The organism is Kocuria oxytropis, from assembly GCF_040981195.1.
GTDB classification, from domain to species: Bacteria; Actinomycetota; Actinomycetes; order Actinomycetales; family Micrococcaceae; genus Kocuria; species Kocuria oxytropis.
This window is the reverse complement of record NZ_JAVFXA010000013.1, coordinates 97,675-117,286: the sequence shown is the minus strand read 5'-3', so window position 1 is coordinate 117,286 and position 19,612 is coordinate 97,675. Positions and strand designations below refer to the sequence as shown.

The following is a 19,612-nucleotide window of genomic DNA, read 5'->3' as shown; positions in this document are numbered from 1 at the left end:
CGCCAGTCGGTGTAGACGATGTTGTCGCCGTAGCTGGTGCGCCACGGCATGCCGGCGTCGATGTTCGCGGTCACGGTGACGGAGTCCTCGGCGGTGACGACCAGGGCGTAGTTGCGCCCGAACGTGGTGTAGAGGAAGTCCGAGTAGTACTTGATGCCGTGGTAGCTGGTCAGCACGACGGCGTCGAGGTCCTTGGCGGCCATGATCTTCCGCAGCCCGGCCAGGCGGCGCTCGAACTCGGCGTCGGAGAAGGTCAGCTGCTCCTTCTGCCCGTTGTGCAGGGTCTTCAGCCGCTCCAGCTCGGTCACGGAGGTGGCGTGGGGGACGGTGAGGGGCGAGGTGGTCATGGTGGTCCTTTCGTGGAGCGGCTGTTGAGACGGTTGGTGGGGCGGCGCCGGTGGGCGCCACCGGCAGAAGGAAAGTGGAGGAGTTTCAGCGTGCCAGGGGCTTGTTGCACGTCTCGCGGGAGAGAGCGACGGCGACGAAGGAGATCGCCGCGGCGGCCATGAGGTACCAGGCCGGGGCGAGGTTGGTGGCGAAGACGGAGATCAGCAGGGTGGCCATGAAGGGCGCGGTGCCGCCGAAGAGGGCGTTGGACAGGTTGAAGCTCACGGCGAAGCCGCTGTAGCGGATGCGGGTGGGGAACTGCTCGGCGAGGAAGCTGGGCAGGGTGCCGTCGTTGAGGGTCAGCATGGCGCCGAGGACGATCTGGACGAGCAGCACGATGAGGAAGGACCCGGCGTCCAGGAGCATGAACAGCGGCACCGTGAGGAGGATGAAGCTCACGGAGGCGGTCATGAGCATCTTCTTGCGCCCGAACCGGTCAGAGGCCAGACCGGTGAGGAAGATGAACCCGATGTAGGACAGCAGGGCGAAGGAGGTCGCGAGGAAGGACTCGGTCTTGCCGAAGCCGACCTCTTCGGAGAGGTAGGTCGGCATGTAGCTGAGCAGGATGTAGAAGCCCACGGCGTTGAGCAGCACGGCCCCACAGGCGCGCAGCAGGGTGGCCCAGTGGTTGCGGAACATGTCACGCACCGGGGCCTGGATGACCTCGTCCTCCTGGGCCAGTTCCTGGAAGACCGGGGTGTCTTCGAGCTTGGTGCGGATGTAGCGCCCGATCAGGCCCATCGGTGCGGCCAGTAGGAACGGGATCCGCCAACCCCAGGTGTTCAGCTGGTCATCGGAGAGCGCCGCGGTGAGGCCGGCGACGAACAGGGACCCGAAGAGCAGGCCGGCGGCGGTGGAGGCCGGCACGACTGCCGCGTAGAGTCCGCGCCGGTTGGCGGGGGCGTATTCCACGAGGAAGGCCGAGGCCCCGGCGTATTCGCCGGCCGCGGAGAAGCCCTGCACGATGCGCACCACCAGCAGGAGCACCGGTGCGAAGATGCCGATGGTGGCGTAGCCCGGGATCAGGGCGATGCAGAACGTGGCCACCGACATGATCAGAATCGACAGGGACAGTGCCGTGCGCCGGCCGAGCTTGTCGCCCAGGTGCCCCCAGACGAAGCCGCCCAAGGGCCGGACGAAGAACGAGATGGCGAACAAGGCGAAGGTCGCCAGCAGCGCCGTCTGTGGATCGGACTCGGGGAAGAAGACCACCGCGATGGTGGCGGCCAGGTACCCGTAGATGGCGTAGTCGAACCACTCGACGAAGTTGCCGATAAAACTGGCCGAGATGACCCGGCGTCGTGTGGAGGCAGTCACTGCGTCCACAGTGGCGGAGGAGTTCTTGTGGGTGGGCGGCACTTCCGTACCAGCTTCGTGCGTCATAGATCCCCCAAGGGTGAGGTGTTGCATGAGCCGCAACGTGGTTGCACTAAAGTAAGCTCGGTCACACAACCGTGTCAACGGTGCCTAGGAATCCAGACTGTTTTCCTCTTTATGCCGGGATGGCCCCTTCGAGCGGTGTCGGCGAGCAGAACCTGCTTGCTACAACAAAATTGCAGTCCCTGCAACAATTGGCGGACCCCTTGTGCGCTGAGGAGTATCTCGCCCCTCGGCGCATCGCGCACGGCGTAGTCCACGCCGATCATGCGGGCAGCCACGTGGGGGAACACGGCTGAGGGCACACGGTCCTCGGGCGCATCAGAGGGGGGGGCAGGGCATGGCCTTGAGCGAGGCCGGCTGTCGGTCTGTGCCAGCTCATCGTCATCTACTCTTGCGGCAGTCCCCATCGACGAAGGGCACCCCTCATGTCTGAGCCTCATGCAGTGTTCGATGCCCACTTCCACATCATCGACACCCGATTTCCGCTCTGGCGGAACAACGGCTACCTGCCCGACGAGTTCACCGTGGAGGACTACCGGGCCCGGACGGAGCATCTGCGCGTGACCGGCGGGGCTGTCGTCTCCGGCTCCTTCCAGCGGTTCGACCAGAGCTACCTGCTGAACGCCCTGGCCCAGCTGGGTCCCGGCTACGTCGGCGTCACGCAGATCCCCCACGACACCTCCGACGAAGAGATCGCGGAGCTGGGCCGCAGGGGAGTCCGGGCGGTCCGGTTCAACCTGCGGCGCGGCGGATCAGCCGGTGCGGAGCACCTCGACCGCCTTGCACGCCGCGCCCACGAGATCGCGCGGATGCACACCGAGCTCTACGTCGATGCCCGCGACCTGCCCGAGCTTGCCGACATCCTCGCGGCGCTCCCTGCGGTCAGCATCGACCACCTCGGCCTGCACGCCGACGGGCTCCCTCACCTGCTGGCGCTGGTGGAGCGCGGAGCCATGGTCAAGGCCACCGGGTTCGGCCGCATCGACCTCGACCCGGCAACCGCCGTCCGCGCCGTCCTCGACGTCAATCCGGCCGCGCTCATGGTCGGCACCGACCTGCCCTCCACCCGGGCGCGCCGGCCGTTCGAGGACGCCGACCTCGACCTCGTCGTCGACGCCGCGGGCGAGCATGCCGATGCGGTGCTGCGCTCCAATGCTGAAGCCTTCTACCTCAACAGGTGACCCATCACCGCCACCGCACCTCCGGTGCCGAGCGATGACGGCAGGTTCCGATCGGAGGGCGCCGTCCGCAGGCGGGCCGGACAGCGCCGGCGTGCGCAGGACCATGACGGGATTTCTCCTCCGTCCACCGGCCTCGGAGCGGCAGACAAAAAGCCCGTGTCCCCCTCGACGACCGGCGACGGGGACGAATCGGCATGACGGCGCTTCCCCGGAGAGGTCAGTGGTGATCCCGCCCGTCCCGGTCCTCACCCCGGCGGGCCGCCTCGGCCCGCGCGGCAGCCCTCACCCGGGCGTCGTCGGCGCTGCCCGCCACACGACGCCGGCCGTCGGCCCCCAGATGGTCGTTGCCGATCGCGGCCACCGCCACGTCCACGTCGGTGTGGTGCAGTGCGATCTCGAGCAGCTCCGCCGGTCGCGTCAGCTCCTGCACCTGCTCGGCGGTCCAGGCCTGGATCCGCCGCTGGTGATCGGCCTCCCGCTGGGCGAGCTGCCGCATCAGCTCGTCGGTGTTGATCACCGAGGTGATGGGATGGGAGTCGTCGTCCTTGGTCACTGGTGTCCTCCTGGGGGGTGCTTCCGTGTCCTTTCATTCATAGTCCACGACTCCGGTGCTCGGAAGAAGCTGCCGCCGGGAAGGCGCCAGGAATCCCTCCGGTCCGTGTGCTCCGTCAGAGCAGGGGCGGTGGCCCCGGCCGGCGCCGATCGGTGCAGCCCTCAGCGGGCGGGGGTGTTCGAGGTGCCGGCGGGTCAGGCGTGATCGCGGGCGTCGAGCTCGCCGAGGACGTCCTGGAGCCGGTCGGCGGTGCAGGGGTGGGGCCCGTCCGGTGCCCTGAGGTACTCGCGGTCCAGCTGCCGGCACAGCCGTGAGTGCAGCACCTGCAGCTCGACCGTGCTCAGCGCTCCCAGCTCGTCGGGGAAGCCCTCCTCGGGTCCCAGGCAGGAGCGCCGGAAACGGCCGGGATCCTGGGCCCGGTGCTGGTCGACGGTGGTGGATGCGGTCATGACGTGTCCTTGTGCGAGAACGGGGAACTGGGGTGCTCGGTCCGGACGGTCCCGGTGCGAGTTCCTGCGGCGGCGGGGCAGGGTCAGTGCAGGCGCAGGTCGAAGCTCCCCGTGTCGAGCATCTTGCGCAGGCCGGTGCCGGCCTCGCGGATCCACAGCACGCCCAGCTCGGGCAGCTTCTCCTCCACGAGCCCGAGGTGGTGCAGCACGCCGCCGGACCACGCCTCCAGCCGGTGTCCGACGTGCACGGTTGTGAGGTCGTCGATGAACGGTGCGGTGTCGGCCATGGAGCCCCACCCCTTCCAGGTCGTGATGTGCTCCCAGGATGAGGGCTGTTCATGACCGTCCGGTGAGCGCCGGGTGGATGGGCGGTGGACGCGACGGCGGGTCGATGGGGACGATCCACGGCGGTCCGTGCGCCGGGGCCGCGCCCGTCCTCGCGCGGCGCCGGAACGGCGTCCTTCCGGCGCACTCGGGGGCGATCGTGTCAGGATCCGAGCATGGCTTCGACAGCACACGACGCCGAACGGCCCGCCGGCCGGGACCCGGACGACGGCCCGCCGCCGGCACAGGAGAATGCCGCCGCGGGAGTGCCGGTGGCGGTGCGGGTGGCCGCGGCATGGTCCTGGCGGCTGCTGGTCGTGGCCGCCGCCATCGGACTGGCCGGGTACCTGCTGTCCACGATCACGGTGGTCGTCGTCCCCGTGCTCATCGCCGCGCTGCTGGCCGGTCTGCTCTTCCCGGTGGTGCACTGGGCCCGCAGCCACCGGGTGCCGGCGGGGGCGGCCGCCGGGCTCACGGTGCTGGGCCTGGTCGGCGTGGTCGTCGGGCTGCTCGTGCTGGCCGGGCAGCAGATCGTCCTGGGGTTCGCCCAGCTCTCCGGCAGCGTGGTGGCCGGTGCCCGGCAGCTGCTGGACCGGCTGCGGGACAGCCCCCTGAGCCTGGGCGCGGAGCGCCTCGACGACATGATCGGCAACGCCGGGGCCACGGTCGAGGCCAACAGCCGGGCGATCCTGGACGGGGCGATGTCCTTCGGGGCCACGGCCGGTCATCTGCTGACGGGGATCGTGGTCCTGCTGTTCACGCTGCTGTTCTTCCTCATGGACGGGGAGCGGATCTGGCTGTTCCTGGTCCGGCTCTTCCCGGTGCCGGTGCGCCGGGCGGTCAACGGGGCCGGCCGGCACGGATGGACGGCGCTGGTCCAGTACGCCCGGGCCCAGGGACTGGTGGCCGCCCTCGACGCGGTGGGCATCGGGACGGGCGCGGCCCTGCTCGGGGTCCCCCTGGCCCTGCCGATCGGGATCCTGGTGTTCCTGGGCTCCTTCGTCCCCATCGTCGGGGCGGTGGCCACCGGGGCGGTGGCGGTGCTGGTGGCACTGGTGGCCAACGGCACGACGAACGCGCTGCTGATGCTGGGCGTGGTGGTCCTCGTCCAGCAGCTCGAGGGCAACGTGCTCCAGCCGCTGATCCTGGGCAGGGCCGTGTCCCTGCACCCTCTGGCGGTGTTCCTGTCCGTGGTGACCGGCTCGGTCCTCTACGGCATCGCCGGGGCCCTCTTCGCGGTGCCGGTGATGGCGTTCGCCAACACCGTGGTCCGCTACCTCGTCACCGGGTCGTGGCGGACGGACGAGCGGATCGCGTGGGAGCCCTTCTGGTACCCGTGGGAGATCCGCCGGTACGCCCGGCGGCACGAGCTGACCCGGGAGCAGCTCCTGGGACAGCTCGAGCGCTTCCACCGGGCCCGGGCGGAGGAGCGCCGGCCGGACGGCGCCGAGGACGGGGAGCGGGATCCCGGGTGATCCGGCGGGCTCAGCCCTCGCAGTCGGTGCAGAAGCTGGTCCCGTTCTTCTGCCGGGCGAGCTGGGAGCGGTGGCGGACCAGGAAGCAGGAGCCGCAGGTGAACTCGTCGGCCTGCTCCGGGACCACGGCCACGGTGAGCTCTTCGTGGGAGAGGTCCGCGCCGGGCAGGTCGATGCCCTCGGCGGTGTCGAAGTCCTCGGCGTCGATGACCGCGGTCTGGGTGGTGGCGCTGCGCTGGACCTGGATCGCCTCCAGGGACTCGTTGGCCGGCTCGTCCTCGGGCCGGGTGCGCGGAGCGTCGTAATCGGTGGCCATGATGTGGTGCGTCCTCCTGGAACGGGGCGTTGCGGTGCAGGGGTGGTTCTGCACGGAAGGACCAGAGTGTACCCCGCCGAGATGAGGGTCCGGTACGCGGGCGCCGTGCCGGGCCCCACGGTGCGCCGGGGACGGCCCGGACCGGGCAGGGATTCGCGTGCTGCCGGGCCGCGACGCCGTCGCGCGGGCCACGGTGGTGCCGACCCCGCCGGGAGCCGTGGCGGGAACCCCGGCGTCCGGCCGGGCTCAGCCGCGGACGTCCGTGATCTCGTCCTCGAGGTCGTGGAGCATCCACTCCGAGAGCTGTCCGGCGGGCACGATCGTCGTGACGTCCCCGCGCCGCAGCGCGTCGTGGAGGGACAGCGGCGCGTCGGCGGCCGCGGCACGGTACGTGGCCGTCGCCGCGGCCCAGCCCGCGGCCAGCCGGTCCGCCCAGGCCCCGTGACGGGCGTAGCAGGGGTGGCCGGCGTCGGCGCTGCGCGCCTCGAGCCACCGCGCTCCCTCCGGAAGGGTGGGGGCGAGGGGCAGCAGCACCCGGTGGAGGGGCCAGGTGACCTCGGCCCAGCGCCCCGCGGGCGTCTCGTTCAGGGGGTAGTAGGTGGCGGTCCAGCAGGTGGGGGAGTGGGGGTGCAGCTCGACGGCCAGAGCCCCGGCGGTGGAGGCGATGATGACTTCTTCCTGTGCGTGGTGACGGACGGCGGCCCGGGGGCGGGGCGCATCGCCGGACCGGAGGGCCCGGCGCCGATCCCCCAGGATAGGCCCGCTACCGACGGCCGCGGAAGCATCGTCACCGCGTGTGACGGCGGTCGGCCCCCGGCGACCGTGCCGCCGCACCGGGGGAGGACCCGGTGCGCGGTCGGCCCTCCGCAGGCGCCCGAGCCGTTTTTCGGCGTCCGCGAATATTCCCCGATCTTCTTCCCGGAAGCGGCGGACGGGGCCTTCCGTCCTGGGGCAGAGTGATCTCCATCACCTCCGGCGGAGACATGTGCCGCAGGTGCCAGGGCGAGCAGGAGCACCCTTCCACCCAGCACGAAGACCCCACGATCGAACAGGAGTTGATCCCCATGAACCGCCGGACTGTTCGTCTTCATGAGCACGAGGTGACCCCCGTCGGGCTGTGGTCCCTGCGGGCCGCAGCACCCACCGTGGCCGTCGTCGTCTCCCTGAACTTCCCCGGTCTGGCCCCGCACACCCGGGACCTCATGCGCCGCCACGTCCGCACCGCCCTGCAGACGCTGGTCGACTCCGGCGCCCGCCCGGTCCTGGTGGACACCAGCGCCCGGGAGCTGCCCGATCCCGCCGTGACCGCCGGGGCGGACGGGGTGCTGGTGCTCGGGGGCGGCGACGTCGACGCGTCGCTCTACGGCGTGGAGGGCCCCGTGCCCGACACGTACGGGGTCGACCCCCGGTCCGACCGCTACACCCTGGAGCTCATCGGCCGGAGCCTGGAGCGCGACGTCCCGCTGCTGGCCGTCGGCCGGGGCGCCCAGCTGCTCAACCTCTCGTGCGGGGGGACCCTCGTCCCGCACCTCGACACCTGGCACCGGCACCGGGGCGAGCCAGGGCACCCGGTGTGCGTGGAGGAGGAGGTCACCGTGGCGCCCGGGAGCCTGCTGGCGGGCGTCCTCGGCGCCGGGCGGCTCGCCGTCCGGTCCGGCCACCACCAGGCGGTGGGTGTCGTGGCGCCCGGCCTGCGGGTGACCGCGGTGGCCGAGGACGGGATGGTCGAGGCGGTGGAGCACCGCGAGCGCCGCTGGACCGTGGGGGTGCAGTGGCACCCGGAGGACTCCCACGCCCCGGGGGCGGATCGGCGCCGGCTGTTCGCGGCCTTCGTGGAGCACGCCGGCTCCGCCCGGGACCGCGCCCCGGCGGCGTCCCTGCTGGCCGCGTGAGCGGGCCCCGGCGTCCGTCCGTGCCGCGGTGCTGTCCGTCGCGGCGCGGACGGAGGGAGCAGGGCCGGCAGCCGCTGCCGGCCCTGCTCCCGAGCACCGCGGGGGTCCGCCCGTGAACGACGCCGGGCCGCCCTGGTACACCGCCGCGCAGATCGTGCAGCGGGTCCCGCCCGAGCGCGCGCGGCGGCTGATCGAGGCGGTCCTGGCCGGGGGCTTCGATCCCGCGGAGGACCCGGCCCGGACCAGCACGCCGGCCGGGTCGGGGCACCTGCTGCTGATGCCCTCGACGATCTCGGCGTGGACCGGCGTCAAGGTCGCCTCCGTGGCCCCGGACAACCCGGCGCGGGGTCTGCCCCGGATCCAGGCGGTCCACGTCCTGATGGACACCGCGACGCTGACCGTCCGGGCCCTGCTGGAGGGCTCCGCCCTCACGTCCCTGCGCACCCCGGCCGTCTCGGCCGTGGCCGCCGACGCCCTGGCGCCGCCCGGCGCGGAGCACCTGGTGGTCTTCGGCACCGGCCCGCAGACCCTCGGCCACGTCCGGGCGTTCGCCGGGATCCGGGACCTCCGCCGCGTCACGGTGGTGGGACGCCGCCCCGAGAGGGTCCGTGCGGTCCTCGGGGAGCTCTCCGGCACGGGCCCCGAGCTCGTGGCCGGCACGGCGGGCGACGTCGCCCGGGCCGACATCGTGGTGTGCGCGACCTCCGCGGCCGATCCGCTCTTCGACGGATCCCTGGTCCGCGCCGGCGCCTGCGTGGTGGCCATGGGCTCGCACGAGGCCGGCCGGCGCGAGCTGGAGGCCGGCCTCGTGGGCCGGTCCCAGGTGGTGGTCGAGGACGTGGCCACCGCGCTGCGGGAGGCCGGCGACGTGGTCCTGGCCGTCGCGGAGGGCGCGCTCGCCGCGGAGGCCCTGGTGCCGCTGCGGGACGTGGTCACCGGGGCGGTGGCCCGTCGCGACGACGTCCCCAACGTCTTCAAGGGCGTGGGCATGTCCTGGCAGGACCTGGCCGTGGCCGTCGGGGTCGTGGACCCGGGGGTCTGAGGGGCCCGTCCGCGGCCTGGCCCGGACCGGGCTCCGGCCGGCTCGGGCCACGACCCCCGAGGGCTCCGGCACGGGTTCGGCCGGCACGGGGGCATCCGGGCGCCCGACGCTCTACTCTGTCAACATGCTGACCATCACCGCGGCACCGACCGCCCCCGCCGAGACCGTGCCGGAGGTCCTCCGATGAGCGGTCTGATCGCCCTCCTGGACGACGTCGCCGCCCTGGCCCGCGTCACCGCCGCCTCCGTGGACGACATCGGCGCGGCCGCGGGCCGGGCGAGCATGAAGGCCGCCGGTGTCGTCGTCGACGACACCGCCGTGACCCCCCAGTACGTCCAGGACGTGTCCCCGGCGCGCGAGCTGCCCATCATCTGGCGGATCACCAAGGGCTCCTTCCGCAACAAGCTGATCTTCATCCTCCCGGTCATCCTGCTGCTGAGCCAGTTCGCGCCGTGGCTGCTGACCCCGATCCTCATGCTCGGCGGCAGCTACCTGTGCTTCGAGGGCGCCGAGAAGATCTGGGCCAAGCTCTCGGGCCACGGGGCCGAGACCAAGACCCCGGTGGTCGAGAAGGGCAAGAGCGCGGAGGACACGATGGTCGGGGGCGCGGTGCGCACCGACCTGATCCTCTCGGCCGAGATCATGGTCATCTCCCTCAACGAGGTGGCGGGCGAACCGCTGCTCTCGCGGGCGGCCATCCTGGTGGTCGTGGCCGTCGGCATCACCGTCCTGGTCTACGGCGTGGTGGCCCTGATCATCCGCATGGACGACCTCGGGCTGCACCTGGCCGAGCGGCCCTCGCCGACCGCGCAGAAGATCGGCCACGGCCTGGTCAAGGGCATGCCCGGGCTGCTCACGGTCATCTCGGTGGTGGGCACCGCCGCCATGCTCTGGGTGGGCGGGCACATCATCCTCGTCGGCCTCGACGAACTCGGCTGGCACGCCCCCTACGAGGCCGTCCACCACGTCGAGACCCTCGTGCACGACGCCGTCCCCGGCGGCCTCGGCGCGGCGCTCGCCTGGCTCACGAACACCTTCTTCTCCGCGGTCCTGGGCCTCGCCTGGGGCGCCGTGCTGGTGCTGATCTGGGAGCTGCTGCCCTTCGGCAAGGGCGAGCACGAGGCCGAGCACGCCGCCCACGGCGCCCACGAGGCGCAGGACGAGCACCACGGGAAGCACTCGGCCGCGGCCTCCCCGGCCGGTCCTCCGGCGGCGGACGCCGACGGGGAGGGCGGCAGCGCCGGGCCCGACCCGTCGGGTCCCACCCCGCCGGCCGACGGGGGCTCCTCCGCCGCCCGCTGAACGCCCGGCCCTGAACACCCGGCCCCGAACGCCGGGTCTTGACCGCCCTGTCTTGGACACCCGGCCCTGAACACCCGGCGCTGACGGCCGGGCCGTGACCGCGGGACCCCGGATCCGGGACACCGACCCGGGATCCCCGGACCGCAGCCGGGCGCACGCCGCTCGGGGGCCGCGCGCCTCCGGGCGGCGCGCGCCCGTCAGAGGTCCTCGGGGTCCCCGGACCGGGAGCTGAGGTACTCGTCCAGGACGGCGGCGCCCAGGTCCCCCGGGTCGGGGGCCACCACGCGCCCGTCGACCCGCTCCGCCATCCGCCGCAGGAACCGCTCCAGGCCGGGGTCGTCGCCGAGCCGGAAGAACGTCGCCTGGGTGCCCATGCGTCCCAGCCGGTCGAGCTCCTCGACCGTGGCGCGCAGGGTCTCCGGCTCCGTGGGCCAGGAGAACCAGCTCGCGCCGTCGGGCATCAGGTGCGCCGTGGGCTCCCCGTCGGTGACCACGAGCAGGACCGGCTGCATCGACGGGTGCTTGCGGAAGAACCGCGTGGCGAGCAGCAGCCCGTGGTGCAGGTTGGTGCCCTGCTCCCGCACCGGCGGCAGCGCCGTGAGCTCGTCGACCGGCAGCGCGCGGGCGTAGCGGCCGAAGGCGACGATCTGCAGCTGGTCCCCCCGGAACCGGGTGGAGACGAGGTGGTGGAGCGCGAGCGCCGTGCGCTTCATGGGCACCCAGCGGCCCTCGGCGGCCATGGAGAACGAGGTGTCCACGAGCAGGACGACGGCGGCCTGCGTGCGCGCCTCGGTCTCGGCCACCTCGACGTCGCGGACGTCGAGGCGCAGCCCCCGGCGGGCGTCGCCGCCCTCGGCGGCCGTGCGCCGGATCGCGTTGGTGATGGTGCGGGTGGTGTCCCAGGGCTCCGCGTCCCCGAACTGCCACTCGCGCGTGGCGCCGGAGGGCTCGCCGGCCGCCCCCGCGAGGCGGGTGTCGCGCTGACCGGTCCGCGAGGACAGGTTCTGCGCGGCGTCCCGCAGCAACGCCTTGCCGATCCGCCGCACGGCCCGCGGGGAGAGCCGCAGGTCGCCGTCCGTGCCGCGCTGCAGGTAGCCGCTGTCCCGCATCGCCCGCTCCAGCTCGGCGAGGGTCCGGGCCGAGACCGCGGCGTCGGCGCCCAGCTGGCGGGCGAGCGCGTCCAGGTCCATGTCGTCCAGGTTGGCGCCGCGGTGGTGCTGCGCCAGCTGCTCCGCCAGCGTGTCGAGCTCGGCGATGTCCTGCAGCACGCCCGTGCCGTCGCCCAGTCCCAGCCCGTCCTGACCGCCGAAGTCCTCCGACCCGCCCCAGTCCTCCCCGGGGCGCAGGCCCTGCAGGTTCGCGTCGAGGCGGCCCAGCTGGTCCATGAGCTCCGGGGAGCCGAACGCCTGGGCGGAGAGCTGCATCAGCTCCTGCCGCTGCTCGGCGGACATGGAGTTCAGCATCCGCTGGGCCGCGGCGGCGCGCCGGGCCATGGCGTCGATCAGCTCCTCGACCGACTGCGGGTTCTCGGGGAAGTGCTCCCCGTGCTCGGCCATGAAGTCCTGGAAGTCCTCGTCGGTGTCCTCGCCGCGCGCGTGCTTCTCGAGCAGCTCGTTGAGGTCCCGCAGCATCTGCGCCACGGCCTCCCGGTCGGCGTCCGTGGCGTTCTCCAGGGCCTGCTTCATCCCGGCGAAGCGCTGGTCCAGCATCTCGCGGCCGAGGAGGTCCTTGATCTGCTCGTAGGCCTCCCGCGCGGAGTCCGACTGCCAGTCGTAGGACGCGAGCTCGCTCACGGCGGCGGCCGTGGAGCTCGGCAGGCCGTCGAGCTGCATCTCCCGGAAGGAGCGGTCCATCGGGTCCATCCGGGCGTCCCGCAGGAACTGCTCGCGCTCCAGCCGCAGCGCCTTCTCGAGCAGCTCCTTCGCCTCCTCGAGCGTGCCGCCCAGGCGGTGGTGCTTCAGCAGCTCCCGGCGCCGCTGCTGCACGCGCCGGGAGAGGTCGTCCAGGCCGTCCCGGCCGCGGCCGCCGCGCCGGAGGAACTCCCGCAGGGCCTCCTCCGGGGAGTACCCCGCCATGACGTCCTCCGAGACGGCCTCGAGCGCCTCGGAGAGGTCCACCGGCGGGGCCAGCGGATCGGGTCCTCCGGTGTACCGGCCGTATCTCGAGGACCGGTGGTGTGCGGGCATGACGCCCCCTCTGTGTCTTCGGTGTCCCGTGTGTCGTCGGTGGTCCGTGGGTCTTCGGTGTCCCGTGGGTCTTCTGGGTCCCGCTGTCCCGGCCGGGTCCGTGCCGGGCGGCCGGCGCGGTGCGGTCAGTGCCTCCTGTGGTCGGTGCCGCGGTGCCACGGTGCCACGGCGCCGCGGTGTCGCGGTGCCGTGCCCGGGTGCGGGTGGATGCGTCAGCCGTAGACGGTGCCGCCCTCGTCGGCGTCCTTGGAGATCTTCTGGGCCAGGAAGAGGCCCTCGAGGGCCAGCTCGATGGCACTGGCGCGCTGTCCCGGGGTGCTGGCCCCGAGGCGCGCGGCGATCTCGTCGTAGGCGCTCGCGGCGCCGTCGTCGTCCGCGCGCAGCGCGGGGAGCCCGGCGAGGAAGTCCCGGGCCGAGACGTCGTCCCCGGTGGACACCGTGGTGCTGCCGTCGAAGGCCTCCACGACCGGTCCGAGGTCGAGGCCGCGGAACCGGCCCCGCACGGTCTCGGCGGTCGCCCGGCGGAGCAGGTGGTCGAGGATCGCGCGCTCGCGGCCCTCCTCGCCGGACTCGAACTCGATCTTGCCGGCCAGGACGTCCGTGGCGGTCTCCATGTCCACCATCCGCGCCACGGCCTCGTCCTCGCCGCGGATCGTGGCCCGCCGCAGGGCCGCCGCCGCGACCGTCTCCGCGCCCGCGATGGCGAACCGCGCCGAGACCCCCGAGCGCTGGTCCACCGCGGAGGAGTCCCGCAGCAGGCGGGTGAACCGGGCCAGGGTCTCGAGGACCGTGTCCGGGACCTCGGCGACCAGCTCCGCCTCCTGGCGGATGACGGCGATCTCGTCCTCCAGCTCGAGCGGGTAGTGCGTGCGGATCTCCGCGCCGAAGCGGTCCTTGAGCGGGGTGATGATCCGGCCGCGGTTGGTGTAGTCCTCCGGGTTGGCCGTGGCCACCACGAGCACGTCCAGCGGCAGCCGCAGCACGTACCCGCGGATCTGGATGTCCCGCTCCTCCATGACGTTGAGCATGGCCACCTGGATGCGCTCGGCGAGGTCGGGCAGCTCGTTGATCGCCACGATGCCGCGGTGCGCGCGCGGCACCAGGCCGTAGTGGATGGTCTCGGGGTCCCCGAGCCGGCGGCCCTCGGCCACGCGCATCGGGTCCACGTCCCCGATGAGGTCCGCCACGGACGTGTCCGGGGTGGCGAGCTTCTCGACGTAGCGCTCCGAGCGGTGCCGCCAGACCACCGGCAGCTCGTCGCCCTCGAGCAGGATCCGCCGCCGGGACGCCTCGGTCAGCGGCTCCAGCGGGTGCTCGTTGAGCTCGGAGCCCTCGATGGCCGGGGACCACTCGTCGAGCAGGCCGGCGAGGGTGCGCAGCAGGCGCGTCTTGCCCTGGCCGCGCTCGCCCAGCAGCACCACGTCGTGGCCGGCGAGCAGGGCCCGCTCCAGCTGCGGCAGGACGGTGCGCCCGAGCCCGTGCAGGCCCGGCCAGGGGTCACCGCCCTCGGCCAGGACGCGCAGGAGGTTCTCGCGGATCTCCTCGCGCAGCGTCCGGTGGGCGACGCCGGCGGCGCGGAGCTCGCCGAGCGTGCGGATCTCGGGGTGATCGGTCCGATCAGTCACAGCGCCAACTTAACCCCGGCGTCAAGGGGGTGCCCGCGAGGCGGGTCCAGGGGCACCTGCGGTGGGGCCGGCCGGCAGGTGCGGCAGGCCCCTGTGGCGGCGGGGGTCCCGCCAGTACGCTGGTGCATCATGGTCACTCGCAAGGCACCACGGAGCACCCTCGTCCTGCTCGTGCGGCACGGGGAGACCCCCACCACGGGCAAGGTCCTGCCGGGGCGGGCCCCCGGTCTGCACCTGTCCGAGCGCGGCCGGGCGCAGGCGGACCGGGTGGCGGAACGGCTCGCGGGGGTCCGGGTGGACGCCGTCTACACCTCCCCGCTCGAGCGCACGCGCGAGACCGCCGCCCCGACCGAGGCCCGGACGGGCCGGGAGGCCGTCGTGGAGCCGGGCCTGCTCGAGTGCGACTTCGGGGAGTGGACGGGCGAGGAGCTCTCCCGGCTGTCCCGGCTCAAGGCCTGGTCCACCGTCCAGCGGGCGCCCTCGACCTTCCGCTTCCCCGGCGGTGAGAGCTTCCCGGAGATGCAGGCCCGCACGGTCGGGGCCGTCGACCGGGTGCGGGCGGCCCACGAGGGCGGGGTGGTGGTCTGCTTCTCGCACGCCGACCCCATCAAGGCTGCGCTCGCCCACGCCCTGGGCACGCACCTGGACCTCTTCCAGCGCATCGTGGTCAGCCCGTGCTCGGTCTCGGCCATCTCCTACGCGCCGGGACAGGCGCCGGCGGTGCTGACGGTGAACTCCACCGACGAGCCGCTGGCCGGCCTGAGAGCGTCGTGAACGGCCGCTGATGGGCGAGCTCGTGCTCCTGACGGAGGGCCGGATCGAGACTCTCGGGCTGATCCGGGAGAGCAGCAACTCCGCGCTGCTCGTGGAGGTCACGCTCGAGGAGGAGACGGTCTGGGGGATCTACAAGCCCCTGGAGGGCGAGCGCCCCCTGATCGACTTCCGCCCCGGCCTGCACCGGCGGGAGCGCGCCGCGTACGTGCTCAGCGAGCTCTTGGGCTGGGGCATCGTCCCGCCCACCGTCCTGCGTCAGGACGGCCCGTTCGGCGCGGGGTCCCTGCAGCGGTTCGTGGAGCACGACCCGCGCCAGCACTACTTCACCCTCTACGACGCCGCCCCCGACACCCACGACGCCCTGCGCCGGATCGCGCTGTTCGACCTCGTGGCCAACAACGCCGACCGCAAGGGGGGCCACGTGCTGCGGGGGGCCGACGGCCGGATCTGGGGGATCGACCACGGCCTGTGCTTCGCGGCGGCGTTCAAGCTGCGGACCGTGGTGTGGGACTTCTCCGGCGAGCCCGTCCCCGAGGACCTGCTCCGCGACATCGCCCCGCTGGCCGACGAGGTCCCCGCCGAGCTCGCCGAGCTCCTCGACGCCACGGAGGAGGCCGCGCTGCGGCGGCGGGTGCGCCGGCTGCTCGACGAGGCGGTCCTGCCGGTGGACGTCACCGGGCGCCGGATCCCCTGGCCGCTGCTGTAGCCCCGGTCCCGGCGGGCCGGGCCCGCGGGACGTCCCGGGCCCGTCGGCCCTGCCGGACCTGCCGACGCCGGAGCGGGGGCCGGGCGGTCGCCACTAGTGCGGTCACGGCCGGAGCGGGAGCTCCAGGGCCAGGTCCGTGGCGGCCTGCTGCAGGTGCGGGAGGTACTCCTGCAGCCCGGCCAGGTCGGTGCGGAACAGGGGTGCCGCCAGGGCGACGGCGGCGATCAGCCGGTGGGACGGGGACAGGACCGGCACGGCGACGGCCGCCATCCCCACGTCGTTCTCCTCCTGCTGGCCCGCCCAGCCCTGGGCGCGGATCTGCTCCACCTGGCGCCGGAGCTCCGCCCGGTCGGTGAGGGAGCGTGCGGTGCGGGGGACCAGTTCGATCGTCTCCAGCAGGTGCTCCCGGGTGACCGGGTCGCTGAAGGCCAGCAGCGCCTTGCCGACGGCGCTGGTGTGCAGGGACCCGTGGTCCCCGGGGTCGGTGGTGGTGCGGAACTGGGGCCCGTCCACCTTGCGCACCGTCAGGAAGTGCGCTCCGTCCAGCACCCCGAGGATCGAGCTCTCCCCCGTGACCGCGGTGAGGTGCTGGAGGATCGGCACGGCGGCGCCCTCGAAGCCACGGCTGCTGGCCACCTTCTGCCCCAGCTGGTAGACGCGCAGGCCCAGCCGGTACCGCTTGTCCTGCGGGTCGTAGGTCGCGAAGTCCGTGCTGACCAGGGTGTTCAGCAACCGGTAGACGGTGCTGAAGGGGTAGTGCGCCTGCTCGGCGATCTGCGCGGCGGTGGCGCCGTGCGGGTGGTCCCCGAGCAGGGTGAGCAGCCCCAGGGCCTTGCCCACGGTGCCGGACGCGTCGGTCGTCATGAGAGGAGCCTTCCTTGACAGGATCTGTGATCTATATCATGCTCATAATTCAAATAACAGCAACAGTTGCCAACATGTGAAAGTCGAGAGATGAAGCGGACACTGCGCATCGCCGTCGCGGGGGCGGGCCTCATCGGGCGCCAGCACGCCCGGCGGGTCCTGGCGCACCCGCGCCTGGAGCTGCGCTGCGTCGTCGACCCCTACGCGGATCCCACGGGGGTGCCCAGGGGCCCGGACACGGTCCTCGTGGCCGATCTCGCCCAGGCGCTGGGGGACGTGGACGGCGTGGTGCTGGCCACCCCGAACGCCGCCCATCGCGAGGGCGCGCTGGCCGCCGTCGCGGCCGGGGTGCCGGTGCTGGTGGAGAAGCCGATCGCCGACACCCTCGAGGCGGCCGAGGACATCGTCGCGGCCGCCGAGGCGAGCGGGGTGCCCGTGCTGGTCGGCCACCACCGGCGGTACTCCCCGTTGCTGACCCGCGCCGCGGAGGTCATCGCCTCCGGCGCGATCGGGGACCCCGTGGCGGTGCTGGGCTCGGCGCTCTTCCGCAAGCCCGACGACTACTTCGCGGCCGCGCCCTGGCGCACCGGGCCCGGGGGAGGGCCCGTGCTCATCAACCTGGTGCACGACGTCGACGCCCTCCGCGCGCTGTGCGGGGAGATCGTGCAGGTCCAGGCCGTCGCCGGCAGCGCCGCCCGTGGTCTCGCGGTCGAGGACACCGCCGCGCTCACGCTGAGCTTCGCGAACGGCGCGTTGGGCACGTTCATCGTCTCGGACGCCGCCGCCTCCGCCCGGTCCTGGGAGCAGACCTCCGGGGAGAACCCCGACTACGCCGCGTCCCCGGACGAGGACTGCTACCACGTGGCCGGCACCCGGGGAGCGCTGTCCGTGCCGACCCTGCGGCTGCGGACCCACCCGGGGGTCGCCTCGTGGTCCGAGCCCGCGACCGTCACCACGGTGGCGGCGCCGCGCCAGGACCCGCTCGAGCTGCAGCTGGAGCACTTCGAGCAGGTGCTCCGCGGGGAGGCCGCCCCGCGCGTGCCCGCCCGCGAGGGCCTGCAGTCGCTGCGGGTGGTCCACGCCGTGGCGCAGAGCGCCCGGACCGGGCTGCCCGTGCGCGTGCCCACCGACCCTCCGGCGGCCGTCCCGGCCGCCGCCCGTTCCGAGACTCCGTCCCGAGAACCCGCCCGTCCTGAGAAGCCTCCCGTCCCGAGAAGAGGAGTGGATGACCATGTCGTCGATCCCTGAGCCGGCAGCGCCGGCCGACCCGCCGCCCGCCCGGGAGATCGGCGTCTTCCGCTGGCTGGGCTACGTGGAACAGGTGGTCGGCGGGCTCCTGATCCTGGTGATCTTCGTCTTCGTCCTGATGCAGGCCGTGCAGCGCTACCTGCCCACGGGCACGTGGGTGGGGGCGGGGGAGCTCTCCCGCTACGCCCTGGCCGGGCTGACGTTCCTGATGGCCGGCTACCTCTACGGCCACGGGCTGCACATCGCGGTGCTCGTGATCGACCGGTACACCTCCGGGCGGACCGCGAAGGCGCTGCACGTGCTGACCCACGTCCTGGTCCTGCTGGCCTCCCTGCTGCTGCTCAACGAGGTGTGGTTCCTGCTCACCGACTCCGTCTCGCAGGCGACCCCGGCACTGGGGATCCCCATGCTGTGGATCTACCTGCTGCCCCTTCTCGGGGTGCTCACCCTCACCCTTCGCTCCGCCGTGGCGATCTTCGCCCCGGGCGCGATCGCCGCGGAGCCCGATCCGATCATCGCGGAAGGAGCCGGCGCATGAGCATCTGGATCCTCGCCGTCCTCATCATCGTCCTCATCGGCCTGCGCACGCCCGTGGGCCTGGCCTTCCTGGGCCCCAGCATCCTGTACATGCTCCTCGAGGGGAACTCCGCCGGCCTCGGCTTCCGCCAGGCCTTCAACGGGGTCGCGTCCTTCCCGCTGCTGGCGGTGCCCCTGTTCATCCTGCTGGGCTCCATCGCCAACCGCGCCGGGATCGCGGACCGCATCTTCGACTTCGCCCTGGCGCTGCTGGGCCGGGTGCGCGGCAACCTCGGCTACGTCAACATCGCCACCAGCCTCGGGTTCTCCTGGATGAGCGGCTCCGCGCTGGCCGACGCCGCGGCCCTGGGCAAGATCCAGGTTCCCGCCATGATGAAGTCCGGCTACACCTTCCGGTTCGCCTCCGGGCTGACCGCCGCCTCGGCCCTGATCGCCCCGGTGATGCCCCCGTCCATCCCGGCCGTCATCTATGCCTCCGTGGCCGCGCTGTCCACCGGGGCCCTGTTCGCCGGTGCCGTGCTCCCGGCCTTCCTCATCGCCCTGGGGCTCGCCATCACCGTCTTCGTCCTGACCCGCCGCAACACCGCACTGGAGACCATCCCGTTCAGCTGGTCCCGGCTCGGCTCCGCGACCCTGCGGGTGATCGGCCCGCTCGGGGCACCCGTGATCATCCTCGGCGGCATCCTGCTCGGGCTGTTCACTCCCACGGAGGCCGCGGCGGTCGGGGTCGCCTACATGGTGGTCCTGGGCTTCGTCTACCGCACCCTGAACCTGCGCTCGATCGTGGAAGCGATCCGCGAGGCCACCACGATCACAGCGTCGATCACCCTCATCCTGGCCTCTGCCGCCCTGCTGGGCTGGATCCTGGCCCGGGAGCGGGTGCCCCAGGAGGTCGCCGAGTTCGTCATCTCCATCACCGACAACCCGATCGTGTTCCTGCTGCTGCTCAACGTGCTGCTGATCCTGCTGGGGATGGTCATCGACGCCACCGCGGTCATCATGATCACCGTCCCGGTGATCATGCCCATCGCCACCCAGTTCGGCATCGACCCCGTCCACCTCGGGGTGATCATCATCGTCAACCTCATGATCGGGCTCCTGACCCCGCCCGTGGGCAGCGTCCTCTACGTCATGAGCTCGGTGACCCGCCGCAGCGTCGACGAGGTCTTCCGGGGCATCGCGGTCTTCCTGATCCCGCTGATCGTGGTGCAGCTGATCATCACCTTCTTCCCGCCGGTCGTCACCGGGCTGCCGGCCCTGCTCGGCCTCTGACCCGCCCCGGCGACCGGGGCGCGCCCCACGCCCACGCACCACCGCACCGACCCACGACACCGACCCACCGCACCGACCCACCGCACCGACCCACAGGAG

General features: G+C 72.8%; 20 protein-coding genes. 10 read left to right on the top strand and 10 right to left on the bottom strand.

Going from position 1 to position 19,612, the window contains the following annotated elements; translation table 11 throughout:
* The coding region (locus QYM41_RS13950) for an aminopeptidase P family N-terminal domain-containing protein (RefSeq protein WP_368800378.1) at positions 1 to 347 on the bottom strand (347 nt) is incomplete at its 3' end.
* An 85-nt stretch (positions 348 to 432) separates the two neighbouring features.
* A complete protein-coding gene (locus QYM41_RS13945; protein WP_368800377.1) occupies positions 433 to 1,770 on the bottom strand; it encodes an MFS transporter in 1,338 nt (445 codons plus the stop codon).
* A 440-nt stretch (positions 1,771 to 2,210) separates the two neighbouring features.
* On the opposite strand from QYM41_RS13945, the gene QYM41_RS13940 reads away from it, so the two are divergent.
* Positions 2,211 to 2,948, top strand: coding sequence for an amidohydrolase family protein (locus QYM41_RS13940; protein ID WP_368800376.1), 738 nt, complete (start codon positions 2,211 to 2,213; stop codon positions 2,946 to 2,948).
* 217 nt (positions 2,949 to 3,165) lie between these two features.
* Here QYM41_RS13940 and QYM41_RS13935 read toward each other — a convergent pair whose 3' ends face one another.
* The 3 genes from QYM41_RS13935 to QYM41_RS13925 form a co-directional block, all read right to left on the bottom strand.
* A complete protein-coding gene (locus QYM41_RS13935) occupies positions 3,166 to 3,501 on the bottom strand; it encodes a hypothetical protein (protein WP_368800375.1) in 336 nt (111 codons plus the stop codon).
* A gap of 194 nt (positions 3,502 to 3,695) precedes the next feature.
* Complete coding sequence (locus tag QYM41_RS13930) at positions 3,696 to 3,950, bottom strand: hypothetical protein (RefSeq protein ID WP_368800374.1); 255 nt, start codon at positions 3,948 to 3,950, stop codon at positions 3,696 to 3,698.
* 83 nt (positions 3,951 to 4,033) lie between these two features.
* Positions 4,034 to 4,237: a hypothetical protein gene (locus QYM41_RS13925; RefSeq protein ID WP_368800373.1), complete on the bottom strand. Its 204-nt coding sequence runs from the start codon at positions 4,235 to 4,237 to the stop codon at positions 4,034 to 4,036.
* A gap of 213 nt (positions 4,238 to 4,450) precedes the next feature.
* Between QYM41_RS13925 and QYM41_RS13920 the strand changes: the two genes are divergently transcribed.
* Positions 4,451 to 5,749, top strand: a complete 1,299-nt coding sequence (locus QYM41_RS13920) for an AI-2E family transporter (RefSeq protein ID WP_368800372.1) — start codon at positions 4,451 to 4,453, stop codon at positions 5,747 to 5,749.
* A gap of 10 nt (positions 5,750 to 5,759) precedes the next feature.
* Here QYM41_RS13920 and QYM41_RS13915 read toward each other — a convergent pair whose 3' ends face one another.
* Together QYM41_RS13915 and QYM41_RS13910 are read right to left on the bottom strand one after the other, a co-directional pair.
* Positions 5,760 to 6,065 (bottom strand): DUF4193 domain-containing protein, encoded by a 306-nt coding sequence (locus QYM41_RS13915; protein ID WP_368800371.1) that lies wholly within the window; start codon positions 6,063 to 6,065, stop codon positions 5,760 to 5,762.
* A gap of 246 nt (positions 6,066 to 6,311) precedes the next feature.
* A complete protein-coding gene (locus QYM41_RS13910) occupies positions 6,312 to 6,599 on the bottom strand; it encodes a hypothetical protein (protein WP_368800370.1) in 288 nt (95 codons plus the stop codon).
* A gap of 530 nt (positions 6,600 to 7,129) precedes the next feature.
* Between QYM41_RS13910 and QYM41_RS13905 the strand changes: the two genes are divergently transcribed.
* The 3 genes from QYM41_RS13905 (at position 7,130) to QYM41_RS13895 (ending at position 10,301) form a co-directional block, all read left to right on the top strand.
* Positions 7,130 to 7,957 (top strand): gamma-glutamyl-gamma-aminobutyrate hydrolase family protein, encoded by an 828-nt coding sequence (locus QYM41_RS13905; RefSeq protein WP_368800369.1) that lies wholly within the window; start codon positions 7,130 to 7,132, stop codon positions 7,955 to 7,957.
* A 112-nt stretch (positions 7,958 to 8,069) separates the two neighbouring features.
* Positions 8,070 to 8,999, top strand: coding sequence for an ornithine cyclodeaminase family protein (locus QYM41_RS13900; RefSeq protein WP_368800368.1), 930 nt, complete (start codon positions 8,070 to 8,072; stop codon positions 8,997 to 8,999).
* Between the two features lie 183 nt (positions 9,000 to 9,182).
* Positions 9,183 to 10,301 (top strand): DUF808 domain-containing protein, encoded by a 1,119-nt coding sequence (locus QYM41_RS13895; protein ID WP_368800367.1) that lies wholly within the window; start codon positions 9,183 to 9,185, stop codon positions 10,299 to 10,301.
* Between the two features lie 197 nt (positions 10,302 to 10,498).
* Here the strand turns inward: QYM41_RS13895 and QYM41_RS13890 are convergent, their stop codons facing one another.
* A complete protein-coding gene (locus QYM41_RS13890) occupies positions 10,499 to 12,487 on the bottom strand; it encodes a vWA domain-containing protein (protein ID WP_368800366.1) in 1,989 nt (662 codons plus the stop codon).
* A 212-nt stretch (positions 12,488 to 12,699) separates the two neighbouring features.
* Positions 12,700 to 14,112 (bottom strand): sigma 54-interacting transcriptional regulator, encoded by a 1,413-nt coding sequence (locus tag QYM41_RS13885; protein ID WP_368800365.1) that lies wholly within the window; start codon positions 14,110 to 14,112, stop codon positions 12,700 to 12,702.
* A 129-nt stretch (positions 14,113 to 14,241) separates the two neighbouring features.
* Here QYM41_RS13885 and QYM41_RS13880 point away from each other — a divergent pair, with 129 nt between their 5' ends.
* Together QYM41_RS13880 and QYM41_RS13875 are read left to right on the top strand one after the other, a co-directional pair.
* A complete protein-coding gene (locus tag QYM41_RS13880) occupies positions 14,242 to 14,886 on the top strand; it encodes an MSMEG_4193 family putative phosphomutase (RefSeq protein WP_368800364.1) in 645 nt (214 codons plus the stop codon).
* 10 nt (positions 14,887 to 14,896) lie between these two features.
* On the top strand, positions 14,897 to 15,592 hold the full coding sequence (locus QYM41_RS13875; RefSeq protein WP_368800363.1) for an SCO1664 family protein: 696 nt from the start codon (positions 14,897 to 14,899) through the stop codon (positions 15,590 to 15,592).
* A 102-nt stretch (positions 15,593 to 15,694) separates the two neighbouring features.
* Here the strand turns inward: QYM41_RS13875 and QYM41_RS13870 are convergent, their stop codons facing one another.
* Positions 15,695 to 16,456 (bottom strand): IclR family transcriptional regulator, encoded by a 762-nt coding sequence (locus tag QYM41_RS13870; protein WP_368800362.1) that lies wholly within the window; start codon positions 16,454 to 16,456, stop codon positions 15,695 to 15,697.
* Positions 16,457 to 16,546: 90 nt separating this feature from the next.
* On the opposite strand from QYM41_RS13870, the gene QYM41_RS13865 reads away from it, so the two are divergent.
* From QYM41_RS13865 to QYM41_RS13855, 3 genes are read left to right on the top strand one after another with little or no spacing between them, the layout of a single operon-like run.
* Positions 16,547 to 17,704: a Gfo/Idh/MocA family protein gene (locus QYM41_RS13865; protein ID WP_368800361.1), complete on the top strand. Its 1,158-nt coding sequence runs from the start codon at positions 16,547 to 16,549 to the stop codon at positions 17,702 to 17,704.
* Positions 17,688 to 18,242 (top strand): TRAP transporter small permease, encoded by a 555-nt coding sequence (locus QYM41_RS13860; protein WP_368800360.1) that lies wholly within the window; start codon positions 17,688 to 17,690, stop codon positions 18,240 to 18,242. Before QYM41_RS13865 ends, QYM41_RS13860 begins: the two co-directional genes overlap by 17 nt.
* Positions 18,239 to 19,513: a TRAP transporter large permease gene (locus tag QYM41_RS13855; RefSeq protein ID WP_368800359.1), complete on the top strand. Its 1,275-nt coding sequence runs from the start codon at positions 18,239 to 18,241 to the stop codon at positions 19,511 to 19,513. The genes QYM41_RS13860 and QYM41_RS13855 overlap by 4 nt, the downstream gene beginning before the upstream one ends.
* Positions 19,514 to 19,612: the final 99 nt, after the last annotated feature.